The organism is Bacillus timonensis (genome assembly GCF_004799755.1).
Taxonomy (GTDB): Bacteria; Bacillota; Bacilli; order Bacillales; family Bacillaceae_L; genus Ferdinandcohnia; species Ferdinandcohnia timonensis_A.
This window is the reverse complement of sequence record NZ_SLUB01000097.1, coordinates 1-8,246: the sequence shown is the minus strand read 5'-3', so window position 1 is coordinate 8,246 and position 8,246 is coordinate 1. Positions and strand designations below refer to the sequence as shown.

The following is an 8,246-nucleotide window of genomic DNA, read 5'->3' as shown; positions in this document are numbered from 1 at the left end:
AGGTCTCCGCCTTCATGATCTTGTACTTTCCCATTAGAAGGAACAATTTTATCTGGATAATGTACATCAGGCGAAGCAACTATCAATCGTGTATGCATTTTGACGACTGTCCAGCCCTTTGTTACATAGGCCCATTCTGATAAAATAGGTGGAAGTGGTATATGTGTCGCATCTACGATGCGAAGTTTTCCAACACCTCGAGGTAGACCAGTAGTACCTTTGGTATAATATTCAAGTTCTTTTACAACTTTAAGGAAAAGGTTCTGTACTATTCCAGTGTCTAAATCATTAATTCTTCGACTTAATTGTGAGGCACTGATACTATCTACACCGATATATTCCATTAGATCTTTGTGTGCGCGTATATTAACTTCAAATTCGGGATAAGATTCCCATTTTCCCAATTGGGCAGCTACAAAAATTTTAACTAAACCTTCTGTTGAAAGTTTTTTCATATCATAGTTTAGAAGGGGACAAGCTAAATATTCTGTAGGTAATAATGACAAACATTGACGAATTACTGTATTTTGATTTAATATGGTATTACTCATTGAAAGCTCCTTTGTAGAAAGTTTGTATTGTTGTTGGGAACAAACAAACATCTAACACTTCTACAATAAGGGCTTTCTTTTTTTATGTCTACATACAATTAATAATTTTACATTTTATGGAACATGCGCAAAGCTAGTGAACCTGTCCCCGTGTCCCTATAATGGAACTTGCACTTGACTTCTAAATTGAACATAGGATATAAAGAAAGAGTAAGTAAAAAATTCCTTACCTAAAGGAGTATGAGTTTATGTTATCGGTGGTTCTTAACTAATCCATAATTGGATAGCTGGAAGAAGCAAAAACGTAGCAATCGCTATGTTTATTTCAATGTGGCTTCTTTTAGAAAGTTAAGAACACGCATCATAGCTATGAAAAATAGACCCTGCTATGGCATGTTTGTCATGGTTTTTTTGTGTCTAAAACCAGTCAAACATCTTAAGCACAAGGTCTATCTTCTGCCGTCATGAGCGCTTTGTTCATGACGGCTTTTTGTATATGGCCTCGTGAACCAGTCCTCATGAAATTTCTCACATATTAAAAGGAGGATTTACCATTGAATACTCAAACAATGGAAGCACTAGGGTATTATCAAGTTTTAAATGAGATCTCACAATTCGCAAAAACAATCAGAGGAAAAGAAACAATACTCTCGTTAAGACCAACACAAAACAAAAAGAAAATCGAGCATTCTTTACTTGAAATTTCAGAAGCGATGAACATTCTTGCAATCAGTGGAAGTATACCTATTCATTCGTTGGATCAAATCGGACATTACATTATACAAGCGAAAAAAGGCATCGCTCTAAAAGTAGACCAATTCACGCAAATTGTCTCATTCCTAGACCACTGTCAAAAGCTAAAGCAGTTTATGAAAGATAAGGAATATGCCGGTCCAATGGTCAGTATGTATGCTTCATCGATTGGTGATGTATCAGAATTAGAAGCAGAAATTAGCCGTTGTTTACGAAATGGCCAAGTAGATGATTACGCATCAAGTGACCTTAACTATTTACGCAGACACCTAGCATCTCTTCAGGAAAAATTAAAGGAGAAGGCACAGTCGATAGTCAAAAGCAGAAGAATCTCACCTTATCTGCAAGAAACGAACGTATATGAGCGATCTGGTCGTTTTGTTCTTGCTGTAAAAAAAGAATATCGGAAGAAGATTCAAGGCTCGGTATTAGATACTTCAGCTTCTGGCTCCACCCTCTTTATCGAGCCAGTTGAATTAAGCACCCTTCAGGAGGATGTTGAGCTTATAAAAATTGCGGAAGAAACCGAAGTAGAGCGGATTTTATATGAATTGACTCAACTGTTTCTTTCATATGAACCAGTCATCCAGATTGCCATTGAGACGATGCATCACTACGACGTACTTTTCGCAAATGCGAAATACAGTCAAATGATTCAAGCTGATATACCTACAATCAATGAAGAGTTCCGGATTGATTTAGTAGAAGCACGTCATCCAATGCTTGGAAACAAGGCGATCCCGCTCACGATTCCGATTGGAGAAAAGGAACGAGCTCTCGTGATTACGGGTCCAAACACTGGCGGAAAAACAGTTACATTAAAAACAGTCGGGCTCCTAATCTTAATGGCACAATCCGGTCTCCCTATTCCAGCCAAAAAAGGGAGTGAAATTGCTATCTTCCAACATATCTTTGTTGATATTGGAGATGGTCAAAGCATTGAGCAAAACTTAAGTACATTCAGCTCCCGCATGGTCAATATTATTGATATTTTACAAGAGACAAATGATGCGTCACTCGTATTAATCGATGAACTTGGGTCTGGTACTGATCCGCGAGAAGGAATGGCCCTCGCCATTGTTATATTAGAGCAATTGTATAATAAAGGCGCTACATTATTTGCGACAACCCATTATAGCGAAATGAAGAAGTTTGCAGATGAAACGGAAGGTTTTTTAAATGGGTCGATGGAGTTTGATATCGACACATTACAACCAACATATAGACTTTTACTTGGAAAGAGCGGACAGAGCCAAGCTTTCGATATCGCAGCAAAGCTAGGAATGCATCCTTCACTGCTCGAACGCGCACATCAAAAAGCATACCAAGAGCAAAAGGATTTTCACCAAAACATGACACACGAAACGTTACAATCTCCTTCCTATCAAAGGCAGGTCATTGTAAATAAATATGCACGAAAGTATGTAGAAAAGAAGAAACAAGAACAACCTGTAACTAAGGTATCTCTCTATAACCAAGGGGATAATGTCCTCCTCCCGGCAACAGGTGAAACAGGCATTGTGTACAAAGGACCGAACGATCATGGAGATTACATTGTCCAAATCAAAGGAGAAAAAAGAACGATTAATTATAAAAGATTGGAGCTGAAAATTGCCGCTGAAGAGCTCTACCCACCAGATTACGATTTTGACATCATCTTCAAAAGCAAAGAATACCGTAAACTAAAAAAAGACATGAACCGCAAATACGTCGAAGACAAATGGCTGGAGGAATAAAGGCTGGGACACGGGGACAGGTTCCGTGTCCCACCATTTTTCACCAAAAAAAGATGTTCAAAAAGGAAATCCCTCTACTTGAACATCTTTTTTTCATATTCTACATTCCATCTCTTCATCAGCAATATAAAAACCTTTTGCCTCAATTTCTTTCCTTAATACTCCATCTTTTTGCAAGACCGGATTTGAATGGTTGAGATGTGTAAAATAAATCTTCGTTTCCCCTACTACATCTTGAAGCAGTTCCATCGTCTCTGTCATGACCGGATGGGGAATTTGTCGATAATCACGACCAATCTTTTCAAGATCTTGCGGAGAATGAAACGTGCCATCAAAAAAACAAATGTCTGCTTCTTTCGCTGCTTCACGTATATCGATATCCCATTCATCCCAACGATCAATATCTGGAATAAATAAAACCTTCTTATTCGGACCTTTGATCCAAAAAGCAAAAGTCTCAGAAAACTCATTTCGATGAGGAACAATAACTGGAGTAACTGTAACTTCCGAAGAAATACTTACAGGTTGCCGATCAAGAATCTCCTGGACAACGATATTCTCAAGCGCGGTTAATTGACTCCATGGCGCATTAGATTCCAACACCTTTTTCATTTTTGTTCCTGCCATCACAGGCAATTGACGGGAATTAATTGATTCTTTCCCTAAAAACATCAAACCTGGATAGTGACCGATATGAGCATGTGATAAAAAAATACTACTCATCAGCTTTGATTCCATCCCATATCTCATTTGCAATCGTGCCATTTGTTCCCGCAAATCAGGCGTAGCCTCAATTAAATGCCATTTATTCTCTCCTGGTAGAACAACGGCCAATGAGGCGGCCGTTCTTTTAAACCTCGGATCTGCTAGCGCCCTTTTGCAATTTTCACAAAAGCAATTCGCTTGTGGCAACCCTCCATCTTGAGCAGTACCAACCACACTTAAAATGACTTCACTCACTACACAACTTCCCTTTCTACTTGTGCCTGTTGTATTTCTTGGCTGTAATCTTTTCTGGCTATTGTCCATCCTGTAAAGCCAAATAGTAGATTTACGAGCGGAACAAGATAAATAAAGAACGCATATGGGATAAACTCCCATGCACTCACTCCTAAAATGCTCGTTGCAAACACGGCAGGAACACTCCATGGGATTAGATTAATTCCGACAGTACCCATCGACTCAACTGTTCTTGAGAGATTCTTCGTATCAATATTCATATCTTTATACTTTTGCACAAAGGTTCTTGCCGGTAAAATGATCGCTAAAAACTGAGCACCACTTGCTAATGCAACAACAAATGTCGTTAAAAGAGTTGAACCGATTAGTGAACCTGTGGATTTCACTTTTTTCATCATCTTCCCTGTTAAGACATCAAATGCACCCGTTTCTTCTAAAATCCCACCGAGGGCAGTAGCAATCATGAGCATTCCAACGGTTCCAAGCATCGAAGCAAGCCCGCCACGATTCAATAATGAATCAATTTCACCTACGCCAGTTTCGATACTAAAACCACTCGTCATAAACTGAACAATTGAACTGACCGGGGTTCCTTGAATCACAACAGCTATAACCGCCCCTAGTAAACCTACACCCATTAATGCTGGTAACGCGGGAGCACGCTTTAGCATTAAAAAGATTGTAAAAACCGGTAGCAATAACAATAACGGATGAATAACAAAAGCATGATCTAAACCTGACATAATGGTTTCAATCGTTCCAGAACTAAAACTTGTACTAGACTCTTCAAAACTACCAAACACCCAAAATAATAATAGGGATATCAAAAATGCAGGAATCGTGTCCCAAAGCATGTGCTTAATGTGACTAAATAAATCCGTATCAACTAGTGCAGCAGCGATATTGGTCGTATCTGATAATGGAGATAGCTTATCTCCTAAATAAGCACCTGATATAACTGCCCCCGCCACAAGAGCTGGCGAAAATCCTAACCCCTCACCAATGACCATGAAAGCCAGTCCGACAGTTGCGATCGATGTGAAAGATGTTCCTAGAGTAATCGAAACAATCCCCGTAACAAGCGCAACAATCGGAACAAACCAGGATGGATCTATTATTGAAATGCCATAATAAATCATGGTTGGAATAACACCACTCGCAATCCAAGATCCGATAATCGTTCCAATGACCAATAAAATAAACACAGCTGGTAAAGCCCTTGTTACTCCATTGACCATCATTTGTTGAATATCATTCCAGCTCCATCCGCAGCTACTAGCAACGATGGAAGCTAAAATCACCCCAACCAATAACGGAAAGTTCATTCCTGCTTTCCAGATAAAAATCGAACATGCAGCAGCTATAATTAATCCCAATAACGGAATGATAGATTTCCAAATTGTAAGTTTTGTCTTCACCATTTTCCCCACCAGTCAACAAGTATCGATTCCAAAAATACTTTATCACTTTAAAGCTTTTATGCTTTTAAGTAAATAATCATGCACTAATCATAATTTATAATGTTTCATTCGTCAACTGGGACAGAGGGACAGGTTCATCGTCCCAAGTTTTATCGATCAAAAAAAACGGGGACGCGGTACCAGTCCGCGTCCCTAAAAAATCATTTGAACCAAAATCATATAGACGATTGTTCCTCCTGCAATGGAGAGAAGCATGTTTCTTTTCCAAAAGTGGAGCACAGCAACGACTGCCACTGACATGCATTCAGGCATACCATGACTTCCTGCTAATAGATTAATATCTTTGAAGCAATAGATGACCAACAGTCCAATCACCGCTGATGGCAGCACTTTTCCGAGATACTGTACATATAACGGTGTTGGTTTGCCAGACGGAAAGACGATAAACGGAAGAAACCTTGTAACCACCGTGCCCAGTACAACCATCGCAATAATAATAATCTGTTGTGTTACATTCATCGTCATGCCGCTTTCGCCTCCACTTCATCCAATGATTTTCTTGATAGGGTGAGCAGTCCTAAGATTGCAATCATCGCAGGAATAATGAAGTTGCTTCCCCCAAAAATTAGAAGACACACAATCGAAGCCCCTAGCCCAATTAACGAGCTTAAATGTTTTTCTTCGTTCATCCACTGCTCAATAAAGATGACAACAAAAAGAGCTGTCATGACAAATTCAAGTCCTTCCGTATTAAAGGTAACGAAAGAGCCGAAAACACCGCCAATTGTTGCTCCCAGTACCCAATAACAGTGGTTAAGAAGCGTAACAAAGAACATCACCCAGCCTTTATCAACATCATCCGGCACTTTTATCGAACTGTTAATCGCAAACGATTCATCACACATTCCGAAAATCAGGTAATTACTTTTCTTTCCTCTGCCTCTATATTTATCAAGCATCGAAATACCATAAAACAAATGTCTCGCATTCACCATTAAAGTTAGAAAAAGAGCACTGAACGGATTAAAGGCTCCAATCAATAAACTTGCTGCGACAAACTCCATTGACCCTGCAAAGATGAGGAGACTCATTAAAATCGGATAGATGGCACTAAAGCCCAATGAATTCATATAAATTCCATATGCGATTCCTAGAAAAGTAAATCCCGCAAAAATAGGGATCGTAAAAGGGAATGCCGTGCGAAATGCACGTAATACTTGATTTCTTTTTTCCATGATGTTCACTTCCTAAATTGTCTGTGTTGTCTAATTTTATATCAAAAATCCCACATACTATAAAGAGAATTATTCTGAAATACAAATTCCGTTATGTGGGAAATCTCTTGTATTTGTTAAAATAGTAATAATGAAGAGGTGTCGTAAACGATTATCTATAAAAATTAGGTAGTCTGCAGACCTTCCTCCCAAATGAAAAGGAGATTTTAGATGAGAAATCCCCCAAAAATTTACCTATTTAATTTATTATCTGTGCTTATATGTGTATTTGTTGTGCTGCTAACCATTCAACAAAAAAGTAAAGCAGCTAAACCAGTATCTATTTCAGAACACGAGTATTCAATTTTTGAAAAACTTAATCATAAACAATCTGTTACTATTGTCGCCTATGGAGATTCCATTACTTGGGGATATGAACGAGATACAAGTGGCAAAGTGAATCAGGTTAAAAATCATTATCCAAAAGTCTTAGAAACACAGCTCAGGAAAAAGTACGGATACAATAAAATAAAAGTGATCAATAATGGGCATCCCGGCTGGACCTCTATTCAAGCTCTAGAAAATGTCGATGAGGAAGTTCTTACGATTCATCCGGATTTAGTCATTTTGATGTTTGGTATAAACGATGCAAGAGGTCATATGAAATATAGTCCAAATGCGCTCCCCGTCCCTGTTGAGCAATATAAAGAAAACAACCGACAAATCCTACAAAAGCTCAAAGAAAATGGAATTGAAGTTGTCGTCATTTCCCCAACAACCATTACGAACAACAAAAATAACGGAAAGAAAACACAAGTATACTACATAACGGCGATTAAATCCCTAGCCCAAGAAGAAAAGATCCAATATGTAGATGGTGATGACATTTCCATCAACGGGAATCTTTATGACGGAATTCACTTTAAAGCAGAAAAATATCGATTAATTGCAGAAAAATTAATGCACGACCTATTTTAGGGACAGAGGGACAGGTTCACTGTCCCATTTTCCTTAAATTGGTGGGACGCGGTACCTGTCCCACTAGCTTTGCACAGATTCCATAAAATGTAAAAATGCTAATTGTATGTAGACATAAAAAAAGAAAGCCCTTATTGTAGAAGTGTTAGATGTTTGTTTGTTCCCAAAAACAATACAAACTTTCTACAAAGGAGCTTTCAATGAATAATACCATATTAAATCAAAATACAGTAATTCGTCAATGTTTGTCATTATTACCTACAGAATATTTAGCTTGTCCCCTTCTAAACTATGATATGAAAAAGCTTTCAATAGAAGGTTTAGTTAAAATTTTTGTAGCTGCCCAATTGGGAAAATGGGAATCTTATCCCGAATTTGAAGTTAATATGCGCGCACACAAAGATCTAATGGAATATATCGGTGTAGATAGTATCAGTGCCTCACAATTAAGTCGAAGAATTAATGATTTAGACACTGGAATAGTACAGAACCTTTTCCTTAAAGTTGTAAAAGAACTTGAATATTATACCAAAGGTACTACTGGTCTACCTCGAGGTGTTGGAAAACTTCGCATCGTAGATGCGACACATATACCACTTCCACCTATTTTATCAGAATGGGCCTATGTAACAA

6 protein-coding genes and 2 pseudogenes are annotated in these 8,246 nt (G+C 38.3%); 3 read left to right on the top strand and 5 right to left on the bottom strand.

Annotation, left to right across the window (positions count from 1 at the left end; translation table 11 throughout):
- Nucleotides 1-551: pseudogene (locus tag E1I69_RS23420) on the bottom strand (IS4 family transposase); the annotation flags it as partial.
- 554 nt (nucleotides 552-1,105) lie between these two features.
- On the opposite strand from E1I69_RS23420, the gene E1I69_RS23415 reads away from it, so the two are divergent.
- Nucleotides 1,106-3,040 (top strand): endonuclease MutS2, encoded by a 1,935-nt coding sequence (locus tag E1I69_RS23415; protein ID WP_136381914.1) that lies wholly within the window; start codon nucleotides 1,106-1,108, stop codon nucleotides 3,038-3,040.
- Nucleotides 3,041-3,133: 93 nt separating this feature from the next.
- On the opposite strand, the gene E1I69_RS23410 is transcribed toward E1I69_RS23415, so the two are convergent.
- The 4 genes from E1I69_RS23410 to azlC form a co-directional block, all read right to left on the bottom strand.
- Entirely contained in the window at nucleotides 3,134-4,000 is an 867-nt protein-coding gene (locus E1I69_RS23410; protein WP_136381913.1) for an MBL fold metallo-hydrolase, read from the bottom strand.
- Entirely contained in the window at nucleotides 4,000-5,421 is a 1,422-nt protein-coding gene (gene nhaC / locus E1I69_RS23405) for a Na+/H+ antiporter NhaC (RefSeq protein ID WP_347561867.1), read from the bottom strand. Before nhaC ends, E1I69_RS23410 begins: the two co-directional genes overlap by 1 nt.
- Before the next feature lie 192 nt (nucleotides 5,422-5,613).
- Nucleotides 5,614-5,946, bottom strand: a complete 333-nt coding sequence (locus tag E1I69_RS23400; protein WP_136381911.1) for a branched-chain amino acid transporter permease — start codon at nucleotides 5,944-5,946, stop codon at nucleotides 5,614-5,616.
- Nucleotides 5,943-6,656 (bottom strand): azaleucine resistance protein AzlC, encoded by a 714-nt coding sequence (gene azlC / locus E1I69_RS23395; protein WP_136381910.1) that lies wholly within the window; start codon nucleotides 6,654-6,656, stop codon nucleotides 5,943-5,945. Before azlC ends, E1I69_RS23400 begins: the two co-directional genes overlap by 4 nt.
- A gap of 210 nt (nucleotides 6,657-6,866) precedes the next feature.
- On the opposite strand from azlC, the gene E1I69_RS23390 reads away from it, so the two are divergent.
- Both E1I69_RS23390 and E1I69_RS23385 read left to right on the top strand, forming a co-directional pair.
- Nucleotides 6,867-7,613, top strand: a complete 747-nt coding sequence (locus E1I69_RS23390) for an SGNH/GDSL hydrolase family protein (RefSeq protein ID WP_136381909.1) — start codon at nucleotides 6,867-6,869, stop codon at nucleotides 7,611-7,613.
- A 200-nt stretch (nucleotides 7,614-7,813) separates the two neighbouring features.
- Nucleotides 7,814-8,246, top strand: a pseudogene (locus E1I69_RS23385) (IS4 family transposase); the annotation flags it as partial.